Source organism: Streptomyces sp. NPDC058375, from assembly GCF_042723425.1.
Classification (GTDB): domain Bacteria; phylum Actinomycetota; class Actinomycetes; order Streptomycetales; family Streptomycetaceae; genus Streptomyces; species Streptomyces durocortorensis.
The window spans coordinates 1-21,725 of record NZ_JBHXJG010000060.1; the positions used below are offsets into that span (position 1 = coordinate 1).

Genomic DNA, 21,725 nt, shown 5'->3' on the forward strand with positions numbered 1-21,725 from the left:
CCGTTGGAGAGGGGTACGGCTCAGCCGCGCCAGACGTCGGCGGTCAGCGTGACCTTCCCGGAGGCCGGGACGGTGGCGGTGCGGTTGGCGCCGCTCTCCCAGGTGACGTTGCCGGCCGCGTCCCTGCGGACGTACTTGTAGGCGAACGTGGTCCCGGCGGGCAGGGCCACGTCGAGCTTCCAGACGGGGTACGTGGCCGGGTCGAGCTTGGGGGCGTTCGCCGGGTTCCAGTTGCCGAGGGCCGCCGGGTCGCCGGTAACGTGGATGTTCTGGCCGGGCTGGGTGGTGGCGTTGACGCCGAAGGACGCGCCGGAGGAGCCGTTGCCGGGGCCCGGGTCGGGGTTCGTGCCGCCGCCCCCGGAGCACGTACGGGCGCCTGCGTGCAGGGCGACGGCGGTGCCGGCCGGGACGGTGGCGGTGAACTGGCCGGAGCCGTTGACGGTGACGCCCTTGCCGGACTGGACGTCGCAGTAGTCGCCGGCGGGCAGCGAGGTCTGGAAGGTCCGGTTCAGTGCGGAGCCCTCGTGGTTGATGGCGACGTACGCCTTGCTGCCCCGGCCGAAGGCGATCTGGTCGCCTCCGTTGTCCCACCAGTTGGTGACGGACTGGCCGCGTGCCGCGTTGCGGAAGCCGACCATGGAGGAGATCTCGCGCCAGGCGTGCTGGCACTTCCAGCCGTCGCTGTAGCAGGCGTTGACCTGGCCGCCGCCGGGCGGACCGGCGTCGTGGTCGCTGAACTCGTAGCCGGAGTGGACGTCCGGGGAGCCGTAGGGGTAGGCCAGCATGAAGACGTTGGCGAGCGTGTAGGCGGAGCCGTTCTTGTAGTTGAGGGTGTCGCCGCCCCGCTCGGTGTCGTGGTTGTCGACGAAGACACCGGACTTGCCGGACTCCATGAAGCCCCAGCCCTCACCGAAGTTCTTCAGGTGGGCCAGGTTCTCGTTGAGGAAGACCTGCTTGAGGCTCCGCCCGTAACGGAACTCCTGGACGTCCCCGGAGCCGAGGTACTCGGACGGCGAGACGGCCTCGCCGGCCCCGTAGATCGCCTCGTGCTTCCAGTAGACGTTCGGGTTGGTCAGCCGGGACTTGATGTTGGCCAGGTCGGCGGCGGGCATGTGCTTCGCCGCGTCGATACGGAAGCCGTCCACGCCGAGCGAGAGCAGGTCGTTGAGGTACCCGGCGATCTTGCCGCGTACGTAGTCCTCGCCGGTGTCCAGGTCGGCGAGGCCGACCAGCTCGCAGTTCTGGACGTTGCCGCGGTCGTTGTAGTTGCTGATCTGGGACCGGCAGTCGTCCAGGTCGCTGCCGGAGTAGAGGCCCGGGTAGTCGTACTTGGTGTACGCGGAGCCGCCCGTGCCGGTGCCGTTGCCCGCCGCCATGTGGTTGATGACGGAGTCCGCGACGACCTTCACGCCCGCCGAGTGACACGTGTTGACCATGGCGGAGAAGGCGGCCCGGTCACCGAGCCGGCCGGCGATCTTGTAGCTGACGGGCTGGTAGGAGGTCCACCACTGGCCGCCCTGGATGTGCTCCTGGGGCGGCGATACCTGGACGTAGCCGTAGCCCGCCGGACCGAGGGTGTCCGTGCAGGCCTTGGCTATGGAGGCGAACTTCCACTCGAACATCACGGCGGTGACGTCCTTGTCGCCCGGAGCGGCGGCCTGCGCGGGGGACGCGGCGCCGAATCCGGTGGGGACGACGAGGGCGGCGGCGCCGGCCACGAGGGCGAGCGCGGCAGACAGTGGTCTGCGTGCCATGTCTTTCCTCCTGCGGGTGGGGGAAACGCGGGTGACGGTGCAGCCTCAGTCGGCAACGCGCCATGCCCTCAAGGCTCCTGAAGGTTCTTGCTGCAAGAATGCAAACCTTGCTGCGGACCAGACCGTACGAGGCCGCCAGGCACCGGTCAACCCTTTGGACACCCTGCGCTCACATCCACGAAACAAGCCATTTTTCTTCGCGGTTTCTCGTTGCAAGGTCTTTCGCAAAAGATTGCGGGCCTGTTACGTTGCCTTCGACTCCGGCCCGGTCGGCCGAGGGTTCCGGGCCCGTCCGCACGGAGGGGTTCCGGACTCCACGCGCCCGGCCGGCCGGGCCGGTCACGACAGAGAGAGGCACCCGGAGTCGCAAGAACTCCCCGCCGGCCCTTCCTGGGCCGACTCCTGGTGCCTCTCCTGTACGTGTCCCGCGGCCCCGCCGGACTCGCCCTACGCGCGGACCGCCGCCGTCGAGCCCCGTACCACCAGCTCCGGCTGGAAGACGTACTCCGTGCGCTGCACCGGGCTCCCGCCGATCTCCTCCAGCAGCGCCCCCACCGCGGCCGCCGCCATCGCCTGCACGGGCTGGCGCACCGTGGTCAGCGGCGGATCGGTGAACGCGATGAGCTGCGAGTCGTCGAAGCCGACGACCGAGACGTCGCGCGGTACGTCGAGCCCCCTCCCCCGGGCCGCGCGGACCACGCCCAGCGCCATCAGGTCGCTGCCGCAGACGATGCCGGTGCACCCCGCGTCCAGCAGGGCGCCCGCCGCCACTTGGCCGCCCTCGACGCTGAACAGGGTGGAGCAGACGAGCAGTTCGGCCTCGGAGCGGTCCATGCCGAGCAGCGAGACCGCCGCCTCCACGAACCCGTCGCGCTTGCGGCGGGAGGGGACGTAGCGCTGCGGGCCGATGGCAAGGCCGATCCGGCGGTGGCCGAGGTCGGCGAGGTGCTGGAGAGCCATCCGTACGGCAGCGTTGTCATCGGGCGAGACGAACGGGGCGCTGATGCGCTCGTTGTAGCCGTTGATCAGGACGAACGGCACGCCGCGCTCGGTGAGCGCGGCATACCGGCCGGGGTCGGCGGAGGTGTCCGCGTGCAGCCCGGACAGGAAGACGATCCCGCCGACGCCACGCTCGACGAGCTGCTCGACGAGTTCGTCCTCCGTTGCCCCGCCCGGCAGTTGGGTGCAGAGCACGGGGGTGTAGCCGTGCCCGGCCAGCACCTGTTCGACGGACTGCGCGAACGCCGGGAAGATCGGGTTGGTGAGTTCGGGCGTCACCAGGCCGATCAGTCCGGCGCTGCGCTGTCGCAGCCGTACGGGGCGTTCGTAGCCCAGGATGTCGAGCGCCGCGAGCACCCGCTGACGCGTGGAGTCCGCGACGCCCTGCTTCCCGTTCAGGACCCGGCTGACCGTCGCCTCGCTGACCGCCGCCTGTCCGGCGATGTCGGAGAGGCGGGGCGCTGCCGTGGTCCTGGGCGCGGACAGTGTCACACCGTCCACCACACCGTGGTGTCGGCGGGCACCTCGGCCTCGGCGCCGTCCACGGTGACCGGGGAGCTGGCGAGCAGCACCCGGCCGCGGGCGGCGATCCGGACGGGGGCGCCGGTGGTGTTGACCGTGCAGACGAAGCCGGGGCGGGCGAAGACGAGGACGCCTTCGGGTCCTTCCAGCCATTCGACGTCCGTGCCCGCGCCGAGGCCCGGGTGGTCGCGGCGGGCGGCGATGGCGGCCCGGTACAGCTCCAGGGTGGAGCCCTCCACGCCGGTCTGCGCCTCGACGGACAGCTCGCCCCAGCCGGCGGGCTGCGGGAGCCAGCTGCCGCCGTCGCCGAAGCCGTACGACGTGCCCTCGCGGGTCCACGGGATCGGGACACGGCAGCCGTCGCGGAAGCCGTCCTGGCCCTCGGCACGGAAGAACGAGGGGTCCTGGCGGGCCTCGTCGGGCAGGTCGGTGACGTCGGGCAGGCCGAGCTCCTCGCCCTGGTAGACGTAGGCGGAGCCGGGCAGAGCGAGCATCAGAAGGGAGGCGGCGCGGGCGCGGCGCAGGCCCAGCTCGCGGTCGCCGGGGGTGCGGAGCTGGGTGCCGAGGCCCGCCGGGTTGGCGAAGCGGGTGGCGTGCCGGGTGACGTCGTGGTTGGAGAGCACCCAGGTGGTGGGGGCGCCGACCGGGCGCATGGCGTCGAGCGAGGAGTCGATGACCTTGCGGAGCTCGGCGGCGTCCCAGGCGGTGGAGAGGTACTGGAAGTTGAACGCCTGGTGCATCTCGTCGGGGCGCACGTAGTTGGCGGTGCGCTCGACGGTCGGGGTCCAGGCCTCGGCGACGGCGATGCGCTCGCCGGGGTACTCGTCGAGGATGGTGCGCCAGCTGCGGTAGATCGCGTGCACGCCGTCCTGGTCGAAGAACGGCATGACGTCGTTGCCGAGCAGCTTGAGCTGGTCGTGGGCCCCGAGGTCGGGCAGTCCCTCGGCCTTGACGAGGCCGTGGGCGACGTCGACCCGGAAGCCGTCGACGCCCATGTCGAGCCAGAAGCGCAGGATCGAGCGGAACTCGTCGGCGACGGCCGGGTGTTCCCAGTTGAAGTCGGGCTGCTCGGGGGCGAAGAGGTGGAGGTACCAGTCGCCCAGGGTGCCGTCCGGGTTGACCGTACGGGTCCAGGCGGGGCCGCCGAAGATGGACTCCCAGTCGTTGGGCGGGAGTTCGCCGTCGGCGCCCTTGCCGGGACGGAAGTGGTAGCGCTCGCGCAGGGCGGAGCCGGGGCCTTCGGCCAGGGCGCGCTTGAACCACTCGTGCTGGTCGGAGGAGTGGTTGGGGACCAGGTCGACGATGACGCGCAGACCGAGACCGTGCGCCTCGCGGATCAGCGCGTCGGCGTCCAGCAGGTTGCCGAACATCGGGTCGATGGCCCGGTAGTCGGAGACGTCGTAGCCCGCGTCGGCCTGCGGCGAGGCGTAGAAGGGGGAGAGCCACACCGCGTCGACGCCCAGGTCCTTGAGGTGGGGCAGGCGGGCGGTGACGCCGGCGAGGTCGCCCATGCCGTCACCGTTGCCGTCGGCGAAGCTCCGCGGATAGACCTGGTAGATCACCGCGTCCTGCCACCAGCCGGTGCGGTGGCCCGGGGCGTCGTCGGACGTGCCGGTGGAGGGGGCAGCGAGGTGCTGGGTCATGTCGTCCCTGGGGTGTCTGGGTGGGGAGCGGCGCCGGTGACCGGGTCGGGGGTTTCCGGCGCCGCCGTGACGGGTGCGGTGGTGCGTGCGGGCGCTGGGCGTCCTTCTGGTGTCAGCCCTTGACGGCTCCGGCGGACATGCCGGTGACCAGGTGCTTCTGGGCGAAGAGGAACACCAGGGCGGCCGGGATGGCGATGAGGACGGAGGCCGCGGTCATCGGGCCCCACTGGGCTCCGTACTGGTTGACGAACTTCTGGAGTCCGCCGGCCAGCGTGAGGTTCTCGTCGCCGACCAGGAAGGCGGAGGCGTAGGCGACTTCGCCCCAGGCGGTGATGAAGGAGTAGAACGCGGTGACCGCGAGGCCCGGCTTGGCCAGCGGCAGGATGAGGCGGAAGAAGGTGCCGAACGGGGTGAGGCCGTCGACCTCGCCCGACTCGTCGATCTCGCGCGGGATGGTGTCGAAGAACCCCTTCATCATCCAGGCGCAGAACGGCACCGAGATGGTGAGGTAGGTGATGACGAGACCGGTGGGCTGGTTGAGCAGCCCGAGGGTCGACATGATGTTGTAGATCGGCACGATGAGGACGGCGACCGGGAACATCTGGGTGATCAGCAGCGTCCACATCAGCCCGCGCTTGCCGGGGAAGCGGAAGCGGCTGACGGCGTATCCGGTGGTGGCGGCGACGAAGACGCCGATCACCGTGGAGAGCGCGGAGATGATGACGGAGTTGGCGAACCAGTTGAGGAACTCGGTGTCGCGGATGAGGTTCGTGTAGTTGAGAAACGTCGTCTCGCGGAAGAAGTCCGTGGTGGTCGCGTACTTGGCGGGCTTGAGCGAGGTCAGCAGGACCCACAGCACCGGGAAGACCGCGATCACCGAGGCGACGATCAGGGTGAGGTGCAGGGCCACGGAGGCGAGCGGGGAGCGCTCGCCGCGCAGGCGGACCTTGCGCACGGCGTGCCGGGCGGGGGTGTCGGTCACGGTGGTCACCAGTTGTCTCCCTGGGAGCGCAGGACCCGCCGGTAGACGACGGCGAAGACCATCAGGAGGACGAGGATCAGCACACCCCACGTGGAGGACTGCGCGTAGTCGCGCGGGCTGATCTCGAAGGAGAACTTGTACGCCTGGGTCACCAGGATCTGGGTCGCCTCACCGGGTCCGCCGCGGGTCAGCAGGAAGATCACCGGGAACATGTTGAAGGTCCAGATGGTGGAGAGCAGGACCACCGTGGTGGAGACCGGGCGCAGTCCGGGCAGCGTGATGTGGCGGAAGCGCTGCCAGGCGGTCGCGCCGTCCATCTCGGCCGCCTCGTACTGCTCGGAGGGGATGGACTGGAGTCCGCCGAGAAGGGCGACCATCATGAACGGGATGCCGAGCCAGACGTTGACGGCGATGACCGCGAACTTGGCCCAGGTCGGGTCGTTCAGCCACGGGACGGCGTCGATGCCGGCGCCGCCGAGGACCTTGTTGAGCAGGCCGCGCTCCTCGTTGTAGAGGAAGCGCCAGGCGAAGACGGAGACGAAGCCGGGGATGGCCCAGGGCAGGATGAGGGCCATGCGGTAGGCGGAGCGTCCGGCGATACGGCGGTTGAGGATGTTCGCCAGGGACATGCCGAGGACGAACGTGATGCTCACGCAGGAGACCGTCCACACCAGTGTCCAGCCGAGCGTGCCGAGGAACTGCGAGCCGGTCAGCGCGTCGACGTAGTTGTCGGCGCCGACGAACTCGTAGGTGGCGGGGATCTCGTTGACCCCGATGGAGCGGGCGACGTTGCGCTCGTCGGCGTCGGTCATCGAGAGGTAGATGCCGCGGACCAGCGGATAGCCGATGATCACGCCGATCACGACGACGACCGGGGCGACCATGGCCCAGGCGTACCAGTGGACCGACAGCGCCCGCCGCAGGCGGCCGGGGGTCGGCGGTGGGGTGCTGCCAGTACCGCGGCTCCGGCCGCGGGCGGTGTGCTCGCCCGCGGCCTTCACCACCGACTGGCTGGTGTGGACAGCCATCAGTCGGCCAACCTTCCTGTTACTTCCAGCCCTCGAGGAGCTTGCGGTAGGAGTCACCGGTGGCCTTGGCGGCCTTCTCCGGCGTGGTCTGGCCGGTGAGGACCTTGGTGTACTCGACGCGCAGCGGCTCGAAGAGGCTGCCGCCCTCGGGGATCCAGGGGCGCTCGACGGCGGTCTCGACGACCGGCTTGAAGAAGCCGACGATCTCGCTGTCGACCGCTTCCTTCTTGGCGTACGCGGAGGTGCGGGTGGGCAGCAGGTTCAGCTCGCCGGCGGCGGTGGCCTGGCTGTCCACGGACGTCATGTACTCGACGAAGGCGTAGGAGGCCTCCAGGTTCTTGGAGCCCGCGTAGACGGCGAGGTTGTGGCCGCCCTGCGGGGCGCCCTGGGCGGCGGAGCCGGCCGGGACCGGGGCGACGCCCAGGTTGCCCTTGTCCGTGAACTCGCTTCCGGTCAGGGTGTCGGCGACGGCCCAGGGGCCGTTGATCATCATCGCGACGTCGCCGTTCTTGAACGCCTGCATCATGTTCTCCCAGCCGTCCGAGGCATCCGTCTTCGCGGTGCCGTCGTCGACCAGTTCCTTGACCGCCTTGAACGCCTTGACGCCCTCGGGCTTGTCGATGGTGACGCTCTTGGAGCCGGCGTCGACCATGTCGCCGCCCTCGCCGTACAGGAAGGAGAGGAAGTAGTACGGGTCGTCGCCGCGGAGGTAGAGGCCGGTCTTGCCGGTCTTGTCCTTGATCTTCTTGGCGACGGTCTTGAGGTCGTCCAGGTTCGCGGGCGCCTCGACGCCGGCCTCCTTGAACATCTTCTTGTTGTAGAAGACGCCCATGGAGTCGATGACCTGCGGGACGGCGAAGGTCTTGTCCTCGTACTTGGTGGACGCGACGGCCTGCTTGAGGAAGTCGTCCTGGTTCTTCAGGGCGGCGGTGCCGTCCAGCGGCGCCAGGTAGCCGAGGTTGGCGAAGTCCGGCGTCCAGGCGACCTCGGAGCGGATCACGTCGGGCGCGCCGTCGCCGGCCTGGGCGGCGTTCTTGAACTTGTTCTGCGCCTCGCCGAAGGGCACGTTGACGTACTTGACGTCGACCTTCGGGTGCTTCTTCTCGAAGCCCTCGGCCAGCTTCTTGAAGACCTTGTCCTCGCTGCCGACGCTGGAGGTGTCCCACCAGGTAACCGTGCCGGAGAGCTCGCCCGAGCTCTTGCTGCCGGTCTCGTCGTCGCTGCCGCAGGCGGTCGCCGCGAGCGCCAGGGCCGCGACCAGGGCGGTGGCCGTTATGCCACGTCGCATCTGAACTCCTTCAACTGCCGTACCGCTCCGTCGCGGCGCCGGGTCGACGTGAACGTAACAAGGATGAAAGACGACCGAAAGACCTTGCGGAAGATTTCTGCAAGCCCTGGTGATCGTTACATTCGCGTGTCCTCAAGGTTGCCGTCAAGCCCCTTGACGACCGTCACTCACCCCTGGCAGGGGTGGGCGGGCCTGGCCATATCCGCAGGGCGACGATCCGACAGCGGTCCGCGATCCGGGCCCGCAAGTCCTTGCAAGACGTTGCCGGACGCCCGCTCGAAACCCCTTCCCGTACGGCCCCACGCACAGTGGGCAATCCGACACGGGCCCGGTACAGTCGCATCCCATGACCGCACGGCTTGCCGATATCGCAACTCAGGCGGGGGTCAGCGAAGCGACGGTCAGCCGGGTCCTGAACGGCAAGCCCGGAGTAGCGGCGGCCACCCGCGAATCCGTCCTCGCGGCGCTCGACGTCCTCGGCTACGAACGCCCGGTGCGGCTGCGCAGGCGCAGCGCGGGGCTGGTCGGACTGATCACCCCGGAGCTGGAGAACCCGATCTTCCCGGCGCTGGCGCAGGTCATCGGCCAGGCGCTGACGCGGCAGGGCTACACCCCGGTGCTGGCGACCCAGACCCCCGGCGGCTCCACCGAGGACGAACTCACCGAAATGCTGGTGGACCGGGGCGTCTCGGGCATCATCTTCGTCTCCGGGCTGCACGCGGACACCTCGGCCGACATGCAGCGCTACGAGCAACTGCGCGGCCAGGGTGTCCCCTTCGTCCTGGTGAACGGCTTCTCCGCCAAGGTGCAGGCGCCGTTCATCTCCCCGGACGACCGGGCGGCGATGCGGCTGGCGGTGACACATCTGGTGGCGCTCGGCCACACCCGGATCGGCCTGGCGGTCGGCCCCAAGCGCTTCGTGCCGGTGCTCCGCAAGATCGAGGGCTTCCACGCGACGATGCGGGAGCAGCTGGGCCTCGCCGAGGAAGAGATCGAGGAACTGGTCCAGCACTCCCTGTACACGCTGGAGGGCGGCCAGGCCGCCGCCACCGCCCTGATGGAACGCGGCTGCACGGCGGTCGTGTGCGCGAGCGACATGATGGCGCTCGGGGCGATCCGGGCGGCGCGCCGGGAGTCCAGGGAAGTGCCCCGGGACCTCTCCGTGGTCGGCTACGACGATTCGCCGCTCATAGCGTTCACGGATCCGCCGCTGACGACGATCCGGCAGCCGGTGACGGCGATGGGCCAGGCAGCGGTCCGTACGCTCCTGGAGGAGATCGGCGGAACCCCGGCTCCGCACAGCGAGTTCGTCTTCATGCCCGAGCTGGTGGTACGCGGCTCGACGGCCGCCGGACCCGCAGGCGGCTCAGGGTCGGTCCCTCGTCCTTGAGACGCAGGACGTGCGACCGGAACCCGACCGGAGGATGATCGTAGGCAGAGGAAGCTCTATGGAAGACTCTCTGCCTATGGGTGAAACACAGGTGACAGCACAGGAAGGCCGGTCGGCGGCCGGTCCTTCACCCATCGCGGCCGAGGCGGCCCCCGGGACCGCCGCCGCGTCGTCCACCCCTTCCCCGGCCTCCGGGAAGACCGGTTGGCAGGCCCGCATCCGCTCGCTGCGGACGCCCGGCCGGCCCCGGCTCTGGTTCGAGATCCTGCTCATCGCGGTCAGTTACTGGCTGTACTCACTCGTGCGCAATGCCGTCCCCGAGCAGAAGGCGGCGGCGCTGGCCAACGCGGACTGGATCTGGTCGGCGGAGAAGTCCCTGGGCCTCGCCTTCGAGGAATCGGTCAATCACGCGGTCAATTCCGTGACATGGCTGATCGTGTCGATGAACTACTACTACGCGACGCTGCATTTCGTCGTGACCATCGGCGTGCTCGTCTGGCTGTTCCGCCGCCATCCGGGCCGTTACGCGGCGACCCGGCTGGTCCTCTTCGCGACGACGGGCGTGGCCCTGCTCGGCTACTACCTCTACCCTCTGGCGCCACCCCGTCTGATGAACGGGGCGAACTTCATCGACACGGTGCTCGTCCATGAGACGTGGGGCTCGATGGCGTCGGGCAACTTCAAGAACATGTCGAACCAGTACGCGGCGATGCCGTCGATGCACATCGGCTGGTCCCTCTGGTGCGGCCTGACGATCTTCGCTCTGGCCTCGGCGCCGTGGGCTCGCATCCTGGGGCTGCTCTACCCGACGCTCACCCTGGTCGTCATCGTGGCCACCGCCAACCACTTCTGGCTGGACGCGGTGGGCGGCATGGCCTGCCTCGCGTTCGGTTACGCGGTCTCCCGCGTCTGGTACGGCTCGCTGCCGCACCACTTGCCGAAGTGGGTGCCCGGGGCGAGGAAGGGCCGGCTGACCGGACTGCGCGCCGCCCGCCTGCCACGCCCGGCGTCCGAACCGGAGCCGAAGGCGAAGGCCGGGGCGGACGCGAAGGCCGGGGCGGACGCGGAGCCCGAGGCGGGGGTGGAGCCCGAGGCGGGGGTGGAGCCCGAGCCGGAGGCGGCCGGGGCGCGCAGGTCGTAGTCCTCGCACGGCGAGTCACGGGGTGGGGGCGGGCGTCGTGTCCGCCCCCACCCCGTTTCCGTACCCTTGCGGGCTGCTCCTTCGGCCCTGCGCGCCACGCCCTGCCCCGGGCCGTTCCGCAACCTGCTTCAGGACCACCCGCGCCACCCTTTCCGTTCAGGCACGCCTGCCCGTAGGGCACCGGTGGACTGCCCGTCCGCTTCTGGACCGGACGGGCCCGGTCCGGAAAGCTGGACGTCTCGTCACCGAGGAGACCCCCTTGCGCGCATACGACCACGACAAGACGACGGACTCCGCGACGTCGCAGGGACCGGCCCGCCGGGGCCCGGCCGGGGCCGGCACCCCGCCGCAACGGTTCCTCGCCCAGCAGGGCGCCGTGGGCAACGCCGCCGTGGTCCAGATGCTGCGGGCGGGACAGCCCGCCGGGCAGGACCGGCACCGGCACAGCGAGGACTGCGGCCACCAGCCGGCCGCACAGCCCACCGTGCAGCGTGCGGGTAGCCCGCACGCCACCCCCATGGACATCGACAAGCGGGACTTCTCCGACGCCGAGGAGCTGTCGGACGGCGGGACCGACTCCGAGGCGGCGGAGTACGACTACGGCACGTTCATGGGCGAACGGGCGAACCACCTGCGGGAGACCACACCGACGCCGCAGGAGGCGGCGGGCTTCGGCGAGAGCACGTACGGCATCGACCCGGGCAAGGTGAAGTCGATGCGCGAGGACCGCAAGCAGGGGCGCGATGTCCCGCCGCTGCGCTACCGCAAGGACAACGAACTGCTGTACCGGTGGGACAGCAGGACACCGGACCAGATCCTCGGCAAAGGATTCACGCCCTGGAACGAGAAGATTCCCGCGAGTCTGCGGCACTACCAGAAGCTGCTGCAGAAGACCGGGTTCGTCAGCACCACCCGCTCCCCCGGCGGGTACGTACCGGACTGGGCGCGACAGCCGGACGGCAGCGGCTACCGCTATGTGATCAACGCCCCCGGCGGCATCGACCTCGTGGACACGCTGGGCACCACGTCCTTCGTCCAGCAGCAGGAGGTCATCTTCTGGAAGGGCATCCGGCCCGGCCACATCCTGCGCGCGGAACTGTGCGACAAGAACGGCAAGGTCATCAAGGTGATCCCCAGCGCCGCGAAGGCCGATCCGGACGCGATGGACATCGACGGCTGACGCCGCCCGAGCGCCAGGGTTCCTTCAGCCGGGCGCGGACGAGACGTGCAGGCGCGCTTCAGTCCTGGGCGGTCTGCCGGCCCTTCCTCGATTCCATGAATCTCCCCACGCCGTACAGCGCGGACGAGATACCGAACAGTCCGAGAGCCCACCACCATCCGAACGTGCTCCGCTGAGACCGTTCCATGTCGGCGTAGCTCATGGTGGTGCTGATGCCGTTGGACCCGATGAGATTGCAGTGATCGGTCGGAGCCATCGCGTCGCCGCCACAGGTGACCGGCCCTGTGGACATCGCCAGGTGATACGCCGCAAAGAGGAGAAAAACCAGGCCGAGCGCACCGAATATCCCGGACAGCACCTTCATGGGATGCATGGAGATTCCCCCGCTTCCTTGAAACGACCTCGACCAGTATCGCCCGTGAGCCGAGCTCGAGGAGCCCCCGCGGGCCGACCGGACACCCCCTAGCCCGCCGCCCCGTAGAACCGCTCCTCCACCACCGCCCGAGCCCGCCGAGTGATCCGCCGGTAGTCGTCCAACATGTCCCCGACATGCCCCGGCTCGTACCCCAGATACCGCCCCACCGCGGCCACCTCCCGCGGATCCGACGGGAACGTGTCGCCCGGCCGCCCCCGCACCAGCATCACCGCGTTGCGCACCCGCGCCGCCAGCACCCACGCCTCGTCCAGCGTCTGCGCGTCCTCCGCCGGGATCAGGTCGGCCGCGCACGCGGCGGCCAGCGCCTCGCGCGTACGCGTCGTACGCAGGCCCGGCTCCGCCCACCCGTGCTGCATCTGCATCAGCTGCACGGTCCACTCGACGTCGCTCAACCCGCCCCGCCCCAGCTTCGCGTGGAGCGTGGGGTCCGCGCCGCGCGGCATCCGCTCGGACTCCATCCGCGCCTTGAGCCGGCGGATCTCGCGTACGGCGTCCTCGCCGAGCCCCTCCATCGGGTACCGCAGCGGATCGACCAGCTCAATGAATTCGCGCCCCAACTTCTCGTCGCCCGCCATGTGTTCGGCCCGCAGCAGCGCCTGGCTCTCCCAGACCAGCGACCAGCGCCGGTAGTAGGCCCCGTACGACTTCAGCGTGCGCACCATCGGCCCGGTCTTGCCCTCGGGGCGCAGATCGGCGTCGATGAGCAACGGCGGGTCGGCGGTCGGCAGTTGGAGGAGCCGTCGCATCTCGGAGACGACCGCGCCGGCCGCCCGCCCCGCCTCCTCGTCGCTCACGCCCTCGCGCGGCTGATGGACGAAGAGGACGTCCGCGTCGGAGCCGTAACTCAGCTCGTGCCCGCCGAAGCGGCCCATGCCGATGACGGCGAACCGGGTCGGCAGGGTGTCGCCCCACTGCGCGCGGACCGCGGCCCGCAACGCGCCCGCGATCGTGGCGGCGTTGAGGTCGGTGACGGCCGAGCCGACCCGGTCGACGAGGGCCCCGTGGTCCTGCTCGGCGGGGCTGTCCTCGGTGCCGTACGAGCCGATGAGGTCGGCGGCCGTCGTACGGAACAGCTCCCGGCGGCGCACCCCGCGCACCACCGCGACGGCCGACTCCGCGTCCCCGGCCCGCCCCACCGCGGCCAGCACCTCCTGCTCCAGGTGGCCCCGGCTGCGCGGCGTGAGCCCTTCCGGGTCGCCGAGGATCGCCACCGCCTCCGGGGCCCGCATCAGCAGGTCCGGGGCGAGGCGGCCGGCGGAGAGGACCCGGGCGAGGTTCTCCGCCGCCGCCCCCTCGTCGCGCAGGAGCCGCAGGTACCACGGGGTCTTGCCGAGCGCGTCGGACACCTTCCGGAAGCCGAGGAGCCCGGCGTCCGGGTCGGCGGAGTCCGCGAACCAGCCGAGCAGCACCGGCAGCAGGGTGCGCTGGATGGCGGCCTTGCGGGTCACCCCGGAGGAGAGGGCCTCCAGGTGCCGCAGGGCGGCGGACGGGTCGGCGTACCCGAGGGCCTCCAGGCGGATCGCGGCGGCCTTCGCGCTGAGCCGGGACTCGGCGGGGGCCAGCTGGGCGACGGCGTCCAGCAGCGGCCGGTAGAAGATCTTCTCGTGCAGCCGCCGTACGACGGAGGCGTGCCGCCGCCAGGCCTTGTTCAGCTCGGCCACCGGATCGGTGCGCATCCCGAGCGACCGGCCGAGCCGCCGCAGGTCCGCCTCGTCCTCGGGGACCAGGTGGGTGCGGCGGAGCCGGTAGAGCTGGATACGGTGCTCCATGGCGCGCAGGAAGCGATACGCCTCGTCCAGCTGGGCGGCGTCCGCGCGGCCGACGTACCCGCCCTCGGCGAGCGCCCGCAACGCCTTGAGGGTGGAGCCGCTGTGCAGGGATGCGTCGCTGCGCCCGTGCACCAACTGGAGGAGCTGGACGGCGAATTCGACGTCCCGCAGCCCGCCGGGACCGAGCTTCAGCTCCCGCTCGATCCGGTCGGCGGGGATGTTGTCGACGACCCGGCGGCGCATCTTCTGCACGTCGGGGACGAAGTTCTCCCGGTCGGCGGCCCCCCAGACGAGCGGCGACACCGCCTCGACGTACTCGGCGCCCAGCTCGGGGTCGCCGGCCACGGCCCGCGCCTTCAACAGGGCCTGGAACTCCCAGGTCTTGGCCCAGCGCTGGTAGTAGGCGAGGTGGGAGCTGAGGGTGCGCACGAGCGGCCCGTTACGGCCCTCGGGGCGGAGGTTGGCGTCGACCTCCCAGATGGTGCCCTCGACGGTGGTCTCGGAGCAGATCCGCATCATGTGGGCGGCCAGCCGGGTGGCGGCCTGCATGGCCTTGGTCTCGTCGACCCCGTCGCGCGCCTCCCCGACGAAGATCACGTCGACGTCGGAGACGTAGTTCAGCTCCCGCCCGCCGCACTTGCCCATCGCGACGACGGCGAGACGGCACTGCGCGGCGTCCTCGGGGGCGGCCGTACGGGCGATGGCGAGGGCGGCGCGGAGGGTGGCGGTGGCAAGGTCGGCCAGCTCGGCGGCGGTCTGGGCGAGGTCGGTCGTCCCGCACACGTCCCGGGCGGCGAGGGTGAGCAGGCACCGGCGGTAGGCGACCCGCAGCGAGTCCGGGTCGACGGCGTCGGCGAGCCCGCCCTCGAACTCGGCGACGCCGGGGTTCAGGTCGGCCGACTCGTACGTGACGAGCGCCTGCCAGTCACGCGGGTGCCGGGCCAGATGGTCGCCGAGCGCCTCGGAGGCGCCGAGGACCCCGAGGAGCCGGTCGCGCAGGGGCTTGGCGGTGACGAGGGTGTCGAGCAGCACCTGCCGCTCGCCCTCCTCCCCCGCCTCCACGATCCGGACCAGCCCGCGCAGGGCCAGATCCGGGTCGGCGGTGGCTCCGAGCGCCTCCAGGAGGACCGGATCCGACCGTACGGAGGCCAGCGCGTCCAGGTCGAGGAGCTGCTCGGCGGCGGACGGGTCGGTGAATCCGTGCCGCAGCAGCCTGGTGAACGTACTGCTTCTGCGCCCCGGCGCGGTCGTCATCCCGTGCTCTCCTGCCAGCCGAACCGAACTGCGTAACTGCTCGGCCGCTTCCCTGTCGGCGTCACAGCTCTCCGAGCCTAGTCCCGTACCGATGAATTCGGGGCGGCGGCGGAGTCCACCCACGGGGAAAACACCTGACAGCACCCCGCGACAGCACCGTTCGACACCACCCCGGAGGAACGATGTCCACGACCGAGCAGCCCCCGGCCACCGAGCTGGACGCCCGCTACAGCAGCGAGGGCGCGACGGCCCGCCCCTGGCCGGAGACGGCCGCCGTACTGACCGACGCCCCGCTGTACTGGCTCTCCACGGTCCGCCCGGACGGCCGCCCCCACGTCACCCCGCTCATCGGCGTCTGGTCGCAGGGCGCCCTGCATTTCTGTACGGGCCCGCAGGAGCGCAAGGCGCGCAATCTGGCGGCCAACCCCGAGGTGGTCCTGACGACGGGTGCGAACACCCTGGACGCCGGCTTCGACGTCGTGGTGGAGGGCCGGGCGGACCGGGTGACGGACCACGAGCGGCTGACCGCCCTGGCCCGGGAGTGGGAGGCGAAGTACGGCGACGACTGGCACTTCGACGTCGAGGACGGGAGCTTCGTCCAGGCGGGGGCAGGCCACGCCCATGTGTTCGCGGTCCACCCCCGTACGGCGTTCGGCTTCGGCAAGGGGGAGCCGTACAGCCAGACGCGCTACCGCTTCACGTGATCCGCCGGGCCGTCCCGACGAGGACGGTGGCGTACAGCTCTTCGGAGACCAGGACCCGGGGGCTCAGCCCGGCGGCGGCCAGGACGTCGACCGCCGTGTCCCGCTGCCGCTCGCTCGCCTCCACGAGCAGGCTGCCGCCGGGCGCGAGCCACTCGGGCGCCTCGGCGGCGACGCGGCGCATGACGTCGAGGCCGTCGCCTCCGCCGTCGAGGGCGACGCGCGGTTCGTGGACGCGGGCCTCGGCGGGGAGCAGTTCGACATCGGCGGTCGGAACGTACGGAACGTTGGCCAGGAGCACGTCGACGCGGCCGCGCAGGGCGGCGGGGAGGGGGTCGAAGAGGTCGCCCTCGTAGACCTGCCCGAGGCCGCCGACGTTGCGCCGGGCGCAGCGTACGGCGGCGGGTTCGACGTCGCAGGCGTGCAGGTCGACCCGGTCCAGGGCGGTGGCGAGGGCGACGCCGAGCGCACCCGAACCGCAGCAGAGGTCGACGACGACGGCCCGGCGGGGTGCGAGGGCCGCGGCCTGCGCCACGAGGAACTCCGTACGCCGCCGGGGCACGAAGACACCGGCGTCCACGGCGTAACGGCGGCCGTGGAACTCCGCCCAGCCCAGGACGTGTTCGAGCGGCAGCCCGGCGGCGCGGCGCTCGACGAGGACGGACAGCTCGTCGGGGGAAGCGGCGGCCTCGTGGAGGAGGAGGGCCTCGTCCTCGGCGAAGACGCACCCGGCACGGCGGAGGGCGAGAACGGTGGTGGAGAGGGAGCTGATGGGGTGAACCGGCATACGAGCGAAGCCTTTCGGGAAAACCGACGGGCGCTCGGCGATTCGTCCTAGGCCGTCCGGTCAGCTTCGGCTGCTGCCGGTGCTGCCGGTCGTCCGACGTGATCGCGCGGGGTGAGCACCCAGCCTGATCCAGCGGTAATGGGTCTCACCTCCTCGGTCGGTCTCCTCGTTCCCCGTGGCGTACGGGGGTCGTAACAGTACAACAGCCCGCTTCCGCACCCGTGCGGGGCGCGGAAGCGGGCTGTACGGGCCGTAGGGCGGCTCAGAGATCCACGCTGTCCCGCAACTTCGTCGGCGTCAGGAACAGCGACGCGACGACACCGACCACGGCGATCCCGGCCGAGATGAGGAAGATGTGGCCGGTGGCGTCCCCGTACGCGGCCCGGACGACGTCCTGGACCTGGGGCGGCATGGCGGCGACGTTGAGGGTGGAGCCGCCGGAGCCGGAGGCGGCGGGATCGATGCCGAGCTTCGCCAGCCCGTCCGCGATCTTCGTGGACACCTGGTGGGCGAGGACCGCGCCGAGGACGGAGACGCCCATGGTGCCGCCGAGGGAGCGGAAGAAGGTGATGGCTCCGCTGGCCGCGCCGATCTCGCTGAGCGGCACGGTGTTCTGGAGGACGAGCACCAGGTTCTGCATCGACATACCGACTCCGACACCCACACCGAGCATCCCCAGCGACACCATCACGAGCGAGGTCTCGTGGTCGACGAAGGACAGCCCGAGGAAGCCGAGGGCGAGGACGACGACACCGGCGACGATGAACGGTTTGACCTTGCCGGTCTTGGAGACCAGGCGTCCGGCGACGGTGGAGGAGACGAGGACGCCGGCCATGAGCGGAATGGTGAGGAGCCCGGCCTCGGTCGGCGAGTAGCCGCGTCCGATCTGGAAGTACTGCCCGAGGAAGACCGCGCCGCCGAACATGGCCATGCCGACCGCGAGGCTGGCGACGATGGCGAGGGCGGGGTCGCGGCGGCGGATGACGTGGAGCGGGACGACGGGCTCCTTGACCCGGGCCTCCACGAGGACGGCCGCCCCCAGGATGATCACACTCCCGCCGACCATCAGCCCGCTCTGCCAGGAGACCCAGTCGAAGTCGTCGCCGACGAAGGTGACCCAGAGGAGCAGCAGGCTGACCCCGGCGGCGATGAGCGAGGCCCCGAGGTAGTCGACCTTGGTGTCGGGGCGGCGGACCTCGGCGAGGTGCAGGGTGCGGGCGAGCATCACGGAGGCGAGGAGGGTGAAGGGCACGGCGATGAAGAAGCACCAGCGCCAGCCGAGCCAGGAGGCGTCGGTGATGAACCCGCCGAGCAGCGGCCCGCCGACGGTGGCGACGGCCATGACGCCGCCGAGGTAGCCGTTGTAGCGGCCGCGTTCCTTCGGGCTGATCATCGCGGCGATGATCACCTGGACGAGCACCTGAAGCGCGCCCATGCCGAGCCCCTGAACGGCGCGGAAGGCGATGAGTTGCTCGGTGGACTGGGCAAACCCACAAGCGACCGACGCAACGACGAAGATGCCGATGGCTATCTGGAGCAGGAACTTCTTGCTGAACAGGTCGGCGAGCTTGCCCCAGATCGGAGTGGAGGCCGTGGAGGCGAGCAGGGTCGCGGTGACGACCCAGGTGTACTGCGACTGCGTGCCGTCGAGCGACCCGATGATCTGCGGGAGCGCGACCGAGACCACGGTGGTGCTGATCATCGCGACGAACAGCACGATGAGCAGGCCACTGAGGGCCCGCAGGACGTGACGGTGGTCCATGGGTGCGGCGGCGGGGGCCCCGGCCGGGGCTTCGGCGGTGTCTGCTGCGCTCACGCGCAACCTCCGGAAAAGTTCGTACGAGAGGCCCGTACGAGGCGGTCTCACGGGTTGTCCGCGCGCGCCGGTACGGGAGGGAGAAGGCTTCACCATACATGCACACTGGGCAATTTTGCCCACTGCGCAAGAACTTCACACCCGGGGGATAATGCCCCCATGGACAGCAGCACCGCGGGACCGGGCCTCCGGGAACGCAAGAAGGAAGCCACCCGGCAGGCCGTGCACGAGGCGACCCTCCGCCTGACGGTGGAGCACGGCTTCGACCAGGTGACGGTCGAGGCGGTGGCGGACGCGGCCGGGATCTCCCGCAGAACGTTCTCCAACTACTTCACCAACAAGGAGGACGCCCTCCTCTACGGCGAGGAGCAGCAGATCAGGGCCCTGGTCCGCACGGTGCGCGACCGCCCCGCCGACGAACCCGCCTGGCCGGCGCTGCGCGCGGCGGTGGCGCAGTTCGCGGACCGCGTGGCACCCCCGGAGCGCGAGTGGGCGGTACGCACCCGCCTGGCGATGCGTCACCCCTCGCTGCTGGCCCGCCAGTTGGCCAACCACGCCACCCTGGAACGCGACCTGGCCGATGCGGTGGCGGCCCGCCCCGGCCCGTCGCCCACCCCCGTCCGCCCGATCGTCCTGGCGGCGGGCTTCCTCGCCTCGCTCCGGATCGCGATGCGCATGTGGATCGAGGAGGACCTGGCGCGGGAGCCGGCGGCGGTGATCGACGAGATCCTGGACGAGATGGGGCGGGGGTTCGTGTGAGGGTGGGGGCTTGGGCCTTCCCTCACGGCTCAGTTCACCGAACCTCCCTCGCCTCCCGCGCCGACATCAACGCCGACCATCGGAGCCCGCCATCAGCACCGCCCCTGAACCCGCCCCCTGAAACTCGGCACCCGCCTCAGGAGTCCGGCTGGTCGGAGTCCGGCTGGTCGATGCGGATCTCGTAGGCGATCTCCCAGCGGATGTCCGGCACGACGACGTCGGCCGTCTCCACGGGGCGGCCCTCGCGGTCGAAGTACGTGCGCTCGATCTCGATGACCAGGTCACCGATGGAGATCCCGAGCAGGTTGGCCTGTTCCCGCGTCGCGCGGGCCGGGCGGGGCAGTTCGATGCCGGCGGTGATGTCCACGCCGATGGAACGCATGCGCTCGACGACGCCGATCTTTCCGCGCGGGCCCATCTCCGGGAGCAGGACCGGCGTCCCGTCCGTGATGGCCATCGGCTCCCAGCTCTTGGCGAGTTGTACGGGCAGGCCGTCGGCGAGGAACTCGTAGTCGGTCACCACGCAGAGGTCGCCGGGCTCGATCGCCAGCCGTTCGGCGATGTCCTCCGGCGCGGGAACGCGCGCCGTGCTGGTGCACTCCCAGTCCGCCTCGTGGTCGAGCTCGCTCATATCCGAGGCGAACGGACTCTTGTTCCGCTGCTCGCGATGGCGTGAGCGGATCATGCGCCGGCGCTCGCGGGCCCGGCGGACGTACGTGCCGGAGCCTGCGCGGCCTTCGAGGATGCCCTCGATGATCAGGCGCTCCATGGCCCGCTGCGCCACGGACTGGCCGACGCCGTACTCCTCGGCGAACCGCGCCCGGGACGGCAGCTTGTCCCCGACCGCCCATTCACCGGCTCGCACGCGAGCCCGCAGAGCATCCGCCACCTTCAAGTACGGCGTATCACGTGGCATTTGAGCAGCTCCGTGTGTTCGGCGTCGATATGGGCGTCGCTGTTGACAAAGCTAACCCATCAGGTTGAAGCTGAATACTCAGCATTACATGGAGTGACATTCGGTTCACCAGGGGAGAAGTGTGCGCTCTGCACAAGCGCGGGTTGCGGCGCTGACCGGCATGCTCGCCGCCGCCACAGGCACCGAACCGCGCGTGGCCACCGACCTGGACGTCTTCCGCGTCGAGGCCGATCTCCCCGCCGAGTTGAGCGCGACCGCCCACGCGGCCGTCCTCGCCGCCCTGGCCACGGCGGACCGCTACGGACACACCCGTACCCGCGCCGCCGAGTACGTCTGGGCCGAGATCAGCAGAGAGGCGAACGTGACCACGACCGAATCCCCCGACACGGCGTACCGCGCACTGCTCGGCCACACGATGACGTGCACCGCCTGCCGGGCCGGCTCTATCTGCCCAGACGCGGCAAAACTCGTCCGCGTCTGGCGGGAGACCCGCCGGTGAGCGCCGGCCAATGAGCGCCACCAGCCACATAAGCCCCACCATCCACACCACCCCCACCAGCGACGGAGGCACCTGATGCGCAGCACCCACCAGGCGTTACCGGCCCCACCCGGGAGGCCGGAATGATCACCCTGTCCCCGACGGACGTCCTCGACTGCGAGGCATGCTGGCACGCCCCGGCCACCGCCGCCCGGCAGACCCCCGCCGGCCGCGACCTGCTCTGCGAGGAGTGCGCGGAGGGCGACTACCCGCGCCGCGTCGACCTCTTCCCGCCGTTCGGCATCTACGGCCTGACGACCCGCAAGCTCCTGAACGACGGCAAACACGGCAGCGGCTCACCGAAGATGCCGCCGGACCCGGGCCCTCCGCTGCCCAACCCTCCCCCGGCTCCATCACCGCCGGGGACGCCTCCGGTGTAGAGCCGGCAATCCCGCCCTGCCCGCTCACTCCCCGCGCTCGGGATCAGCCGCCGAAGAGTTCGGGGTACGGGCAGGGCTCCGGCTGGGTCACCAGGTGGCAACGGTCGCCGCTGGTGATCCGCGATGACCGCACGATCTACGGCCCCGGCGGCAACGTCAGCCCAAATGGGTAAGGTGGCGATCTTCGGCGGGCGGAAGCCTCCTGGAGTTCCCCGAGGCTGTACCGATCACCATGCGCCCCGACACCACCCCCACCCGACTCCGGCTCGGCCTCGCCCTGGGCGGGCCGGCCGACGCCTTCAGCGGAATGACCGCACGCGCCGACGAGGTCCAGTGCGAATGTCACTGGGGCAGCCCTACGGAGCTGGCGCTGCTGAAGGCCCCGGACGTGCCCCTCTCTCCGAGTCTCCTCCGCCGCACCTGGGACGCCCCCGACTGGGCC

At 70.7% G+C, this 21,725-nt stretch carries 18 protein-coding genes; 7 read left to right on the plus strand and 11 right to left on the minus strand.

The annotated features are described in order from the left end of the window. Positions 1-20 precede the first annotated feature (20 nt). From ACFWM7_RS13085 to ACFWM7_RS13110, 6 genes are all read right to left on the minus strand, one after another. Positions 21-1,754 carry a carbohydrate-binding module family 20 domain-containing protein gene (locus tag ACFWM7_RS13085; RefSeq protein ID WP_383259330.1) on the minus strand — a complete coding sequence of 578 codons (1,734 nt, stop codon included), beginning with the start codon at positions 1,752-1,754 and terminating at the stop codon, positions 21-23. A 447-nt stretch (positions 1,755-2,201) separates the two neighbouring features. Continuing rightward, positions 2,202-3,257, minus strand: a complete 1,056-nt coding sequence (locus ACFWM7_RS13090; protein WP_383259337.1) for a LacI family DNA-binding transcriptional regulator — start codon at positions 3,255-3,257, stop codon at positions 2,202-2,204. Further along, entirely contained in the window at positions 3,242-4,918 is a 1,677-nt protein-coding gene (locus ACFWM7_RS13095; RefSeq protein ID WP_383259342.1) for a glycoside hydrolase family 13 protein, read from the minus strand. Before ACFWM7_RS13095 ends, ACFWM7_RS13090 begins: the two co-directional genes overlap by 16 nt. A gap of 112 nt (positions 4,919-5,030) precedes the next feature. Then, positions 5,031-5,909, minus strand: a complete 879-nt coding sequence (locus tag ACFWM7_RS13100; RefSeq protein WP_383259344.1) for a sugar ABC transporter permease — start codon at positions 5,907-5,909, stop codon at positions 5,031-5,033. Continuing rightward, on the minus strand, positions 5,906-6,928 hold the full coding sequence (locus tag ACFWM7_RS13105; protein WP_383259347.1) for a carbohydrate ABC transporter permease: 1,023 nt from the start codon (positions 6,926-6,928) through the stop codon (positions 5,906-5,908). The genes ACFWM7_RS13100 and ACFWM7_RS13105 overlap by 4 nt, the downstream gene beginning before the upstream one ends. Positions 6,929-6,947: 19 nt before the next feature. Further along, positions 6,948-8,216: an extracellular solute-binding protein gene (locus tag ACFWM7_RS13110; protein WP_383259350.1), complete on the minus strand. Its 1,269-nt coding sequence runs from the start codon at positions 8,214-8,216 to the stop codon at positions 6,948-6,950. A gap of 346 nt (positions 8,217-8,562) precedes the next feature. Here ACFWM7_RS13110 and ACFWM7_RS13115 point away from each other — a divergent pair, with 346 nt between their 5' ends. The 3 genes from ACFWM7_RS13115 (at position 8,563) to ACFWM7_RS13125 (ending at position 11,927) form a co-directional block, all read left to right on the plus strand. Then, positions 8,563-9,606 carry a LacI family DNA-binding transcriptional regulator gene (locus tag ACFWM7_RS13115; protein WP_383259353.1) on the plus strand — a complete coding sequence of 348 codons (1,044 nt, stop codon included), beginning with the start codon at positions 8,563-8,565 and terminating at the stop codon, positions 9,604-9,606. A 76-nt stretch (positions 9,607-9,682) separates the two neighbouring features. After that, a complete protein-coding gene (locus ACFWM7_RS13120) occupies positions 9,683-10,747 on the plus strand; it encodes a phosphatase PAP2 family protein (RefSeq protein ID WP_383259355.1) in 1,065 nt (354 codons plus the stop codon). A 259-nt stretch (positions 10,748-11,006) separates the two neighbouring features. Further along, the gene (locus tag ACFWM7_RS13125; RefSeq protein WP_383259357.1) at positions 11,007-11,927 is read left to right on the plus strand and encodes a hypothetical protein; all 921 of its coding nucleotides are present in this window, start codon (positions 11,007-11,009) and stop codon (positions 11,925-11,927) included. A gap of 58 nt (positions 11,928-11,985) precedes the next feature. Here the strand turns inward: ACFWM7_RS13125 and ACFWM7_RS13130 are convergent, their stop codons facing one another. Both ACFWM7_RS13130 and ACFWM7_RS13135 read right to left on the minus strand, forming a co-directional pair. After that, positions 11,986-12,300 (minus strand): hypothetical protein, encoded by a 315-nt coding sequence (locus ACFWM7_RS13130; RefSeq protein ID WP_383259360.1) that lies wholly within the window; start codon positions 12,298-12,300, stop codon positions 11,986-11,988. An 89-nt stretch (positions 12,301-12,389) separates the two neighbouring features. After that, the gene (locus tag ACFWM7_RS13135) at positions 12,390-15,386 is read right to left on the minus strand and encodes a bifunctional [glutamine synthetase] adenylyltransferase/[glutamine synthetase]-adenylyl-L-tyrosine phosphorylase (RefSeq protein WP_383259363.1); all 2,997 of its coding nucleotides are present in this window, start codon (positions 15,384-15,386) and stop codon (positions 12,390-12,392) included. A 182-nt stretch (positions 15,387-15,568) separates the two neighbouring features. On the opposite strand from ACFWM7_RS13135, the gene ACFWM7_RS13140 reads away from it, so the two are divergent. Then, positions 15,569-16,090 (plus strand): pyridoxamine 5'-phosphate oxidase family protein, encoded by a 522-nt coding sequence (locus tag ACFWM7_RS13140; protein WP_383259366.1) that lies wholly within the window; start codon positions 15,569-15,571, stop codon positions 16,088-16,090. Here ACFWM7_RS13140 and ACFWM7_RS13145 read toward each other — a convergent pair. Both ACFWM7_RS13145 and ACFWM7_RS13150 read right to left on the minus strand, forming a co-directional pair. Beyond that, positions 16,083-16,874, minus strand: a complete 792-nt coding sequence (locus tag ACFWM7_RS13145; protein ID WP_383259369.1) for a putative protein N(5)-glutamine methyltransferase — start codon at positions 16,872-16,874, stop codon at positions 16,083-16,085. The genes ACFWM7_RS13140 and ACFWM7_RS13145 overlap by 8 nt on opposite strands. 262 nt (positions 16,875-17,136) lie before the next feature. Next, positions 17,137-18,636, minus strand: coding sequence for an MDR family MFS transporter (locus ACFWM7_RS13150; RefSeq protein WP_383259406.1), 1,500 nt, complete (start codon positions 18,634-18,636; stop codon positions 17,137-17,139). Positions 18,637-18,849: 213 nt separating this feature from the next. On the opposite strand from ACFWM7_RS13150, the gene ACFWM7_RS13155 reads away from it, so the two are divergent. Continuing rightward, positions 18,850-19,449 (plus strand): TetR family transcriptional regulator, encoded by a 600-nt coding sequence (locus tag ACFWM7_RS13155; protein ID WP_383259372.1) that lies wholly within the window; start codon positions 18,850-18,852, stop codon positions 19,447-19,449. Between the two features lie 136 nt (positions 19,450-19,585). Here ACFWM7_RS13155 and ACFWM7_RS13160 read toward each other — a convergent pair whose 3' ends face one another. Further along, the gene (locus tag ACFWM7_RS13160; RefSeq protein ID WP_383259375.1) at positions 19,586-20,365 is read right to left on the minus strand and encodes a GntR family transcriptional regulator; all 780 of its coding nucleotides are present in this window, start codon (positions 20,363-20,365) and stop codon (positions 19,586-19,588) included. A 160-nt stretch (positions 20,366-20,525) separates the two neighbouring features. Here ACFWM7_RS13160 and ACFWM7_RS13165 point away from each other — a divergent pair, with 160 nt between their 5' ends. Together ACFWM7_RS13165 and ACFWM7_RS13170 are read left to right on the plus strand one after the other, a co-directional pair. Beyond that, positions 20,526-20,864, plus strand: a complete 339-nt coding sequence (locus ACFWM7_RS13165; RefSeq protein WP_383259409.1) for a hypothetical protein — start codon at positions 20,526-20,528, stop codon at positions 20,862-20,864. 122 nt (positions 20,865-20,986) lie between these two features. Then, a complete protein-coding gene (locus ACFWM7_RS13170; protein ID WP_383259379.1) occupies positions 20,987-21,283 on the plus strand; it encodes a hypothetical protein in 297 nt (98 codons plus the stop codon). The last annotated feature ends 442 nt before the right edge of the window (positions 21,284-21,725 follow it).

Coding starts and splice junctions, on each gene's coding strand:
- ACFWM7_RS13085 (WP_383259330.1), bottom strand. CDS start 1,754: ATGGCACGCAGACCACTGTCTGCCGCGCTCGCCCTCGTGGCCGGCGCC.
- ACFWM7_RS13095 (WP_383259342.1), bottom strand. CDS start 4,918: ATGACCCAGCACCTCGCTGCCCCCTCCACCGGCACGTCCGACGACGCC.
- ACFWM7_RS13105 (WP_383259347.1), bottom strand. CDS start 6,928: ATGGCTGTCCACACCAGCCAGTCGGTGGTGAAGGCCGCGGGCGAGCAC.
- ACFWM7_RS13110 (WP_383259350.1), bottom strand. CDS start 8,216: ATGCGACGTGGCATAACGGCCACCGCCCTGGTCGCGGCCCTGGCGCTC.
- ACFWM7_RS13115 (WP_383259353.1), top strand. CDS start 8,563: ATGACCGCACGGCTTGCCGATATCGCAACTCAGGCGGGGGTCAGCGAA.
- ACFWM7_RS13120 (WP_383259355.1), top strand. CDS start 9,683: ATGGGTGAAACACAGGTGACAGCACAGGAAGGCCGGTCGGCGGCCGGT.
- ACFWM7_RS13130 (WP_383259360.1), bottom strand. CDS start 12,300: ATGCATCCCATGAAGGTGCTGTCCGGGATATTCGGTGCGCTCGGCCTG.
- ACFWM7_RS13135 (WP_383259363.1), bottom strand. CDS start 15,386: ATGACGACCGCGCCGGGGCGCAGAAGCAGTACGTTCACCAGGCTGCTG.
- ACFWM7_RS13140 (WP_383259366.1), top strand. CDS start 15,569: ATGTCCACGACCGAGCAGCCCCCGGCCACCGAGCTGGACGCCCGCTAC.
- ACFWM7_RS13145 (WP_383259369.1), bottom strand. CDS start 16,874: ATGCCGGTTCACCCCATCAGCTCCCTCTCCACCACCGTTCTCGCCCTC.
- ACFWM7_RS13150 (WP_383259406.1), bottom strand. CDS start 18,636: ATGGACCACCGTCACGTCCTGCGGGCCCTCAGTGGCCTGCTCATCGTG.
- ACFWM7_RS13155 (WP_383259372.1), top strand. CDS start 18,850: ATGGACAGCAGCACCGCGGGACCGGGCCTCCGGGAACGCAAGAAGGAA.
- ACFWM7_RS13160 (WP_383259375.1), bottom strand. CDS start 20,365: ATGCCACGTGATACGCCGTACTTGAAGGTGGCGGATGCTCTGCGGGCT.
- ACFWM7_RS13165 (WP_383259409.1), top strand. CDS start 20,526: ATGCTCGCCGCCGCCACAGGCACCGAACCGCGCGTGGCCACCGACCTG.
- ACFWM7_RS13170 (WP_383259379.1), top strand. CDS start 20,987: ATGATCACCCTGTCCCCGACGGACGTCCTCGACTGCGAGGCATGCTGG.